This window comes from Klenkia sp. PcliD-1-E (genome assembly GCF_024124375.1).
Taxonomy (GTDB): domain Bacteria; phylum Actinomycetota; class Actinomycetes; order Mycobacteriales; family Geodermatophilaceae; genus Klenkia.
On the sequence record NZ_JAMXRZ010000247.1, the window covers coordinates 1 to 1494 of the forward strand.

The following is a 1494-nucleotide window of genomic DNA, read 5'->3' on the forward strand; positions in this document are numbered from 1 at the left end:
CCTGAGAGCCCTGTGTCAACCCCTGGCGGCGAGAAGGCGTTGCGCGCCGCCGTGGGTTGAGGGGTCGTAGGGGGCGTTGTCGGTCCAGCAGCGGTAGATGACGCGGCACCAGGCTCGGGCGAGGATGCGCACGGCGTGGGGGTGCCGGGCGCCGCGGGCTCGGGCTCGGTCGTAGATGTCGGCGGCCCAGGGGCTGGCGTGGCGGCTGTCGGCGGCGAAGTCGATGAGGGCTTCACGGAGTTGTTTGTCGCAGGCGTGGCGGAAGGCGACGTGGTGTTTCTTGCCGCTGGCCCGGGTGGAGGGGGCTACGCCTGCGGCCGCGGCCAGGGCGGTGTCGTCGGGGTAGCGGGCTCGGCAGTCGCCGATCTCGGCCAGCAGCAGGGCGGCTCTGTTGGTGCCCGCTCGGGGCAAGGTGGTGAAGATTGCGGCGTCGTGGTGCAGGGTCATGGCTTCGGCGATCGCTTCGTCCAGGGCTGCGATCCGGGCCCGGAGGTCGATGAGTGCGGCCACGAGCTGCTCGGTGACGATCGCGCAGCCGGCTTCGGCTGGTCCGGTGAGCGCGGCTGGAGCCTGGCCCAGGTGAGCCATCAGCTGGGCCGGTGTCTGGCGGCCGGAGTAGCTGACTCCGCGCAGCCACGCGGCCATGCGCAGCTCGGAGAGCCAGGCCGCGCGAGTGGCGGTGGGGAAGCGGGTGAGGAATGCAAGGCTGATCGGGGAGTCGATGGCTGCGAACAGGCCCACCGCGCCGGGGAAGGCGGTGAGCAGGTTGGCCCGCAGCTGGTTGCCCATCGCGATCCGGTGCCCGATGAGGTCTTTGCGGGCCCGCACGAGCGCCTTCAGCCCCTGGGTCGCCGGGCCATCAGGGCGAAGGCTGCCCAGTCGGTGGCCATCGCTGCGCAGCACGTCGGCCAGGACGAAGGCATCGAACCGGTCGTCCTTGTTGCCGGCGCTGCCGTAGCGCAGCCGTAGCGCCTTGACCTGCCGGCTGGAGATCACCACCACCTCCAACCCGCCGCCCAGCAGGGCCTCTACGACCGGACCGTCGCCGCGCTCGATGGCCACTCGGGTCACTCCGGCGCGGCGCATTCGCTGGATCAACTGGGCCAAGCCGGGCTTGTCGTGGTCGACGTCGAAGCGCTCGACCACCGCGCCGCCGGCATCGACGATGCAGGCCGCGTGCCGCTCCCAGGACCAGTCGACCCCGCCGACACGACTTCCCGGGGTGATGGGGGTGTGCTTACCGTTCATGTGCTGCCTCCGCTGTTGCACCAGTGGGGTCAGCACCCGCGGTTCGGGGCGTGCAGCCGGTCGCTCACTGATCGGCGCTCGAGGCGCTCAGCCCTGTCGCCAGTCGGCACGCCCCGGGCCGTCGGGCTCGCACTTCTCAGGCAGGCCCTCGAAGAGCTCGGTCAGCATGGCGATGCACCGACGGCACCGGGGTGCCACGACAGGCTGTCAACCAACCTCCCGCGCCACCAGGGTCAACCAGTGAGG

Annotated in this window: 1 protein-coding gene; it reads right to left on the bottom strand. The window is 71.3% G+C overall.

Going from position 1 to position 1494, the window contains the following annotated elements; translation table 11 throughout:
• Positions 1-15: 15 nt before the first annotated feature.
• Entirely contained in the window at positions 16-1248 is a 1233-nt protein-coding gene (locus NH342_RS22930) for an IS110 family transposase (protein WP_253018674.1), read from the bottom strand.
• Positions 1249-1494 lie beyond the last annotated feature (246 nt).

Bases quoted from the DNA above. Each gene is read 5' to 3' on its own strand.
- NH342_RS22930 (WP_253018674.1), bottom strand. From the start codon at position 1,248: ATGAACGGTAAGCACACCCCCATCACCCCGGGAAGTCGTGTCGGCGGG.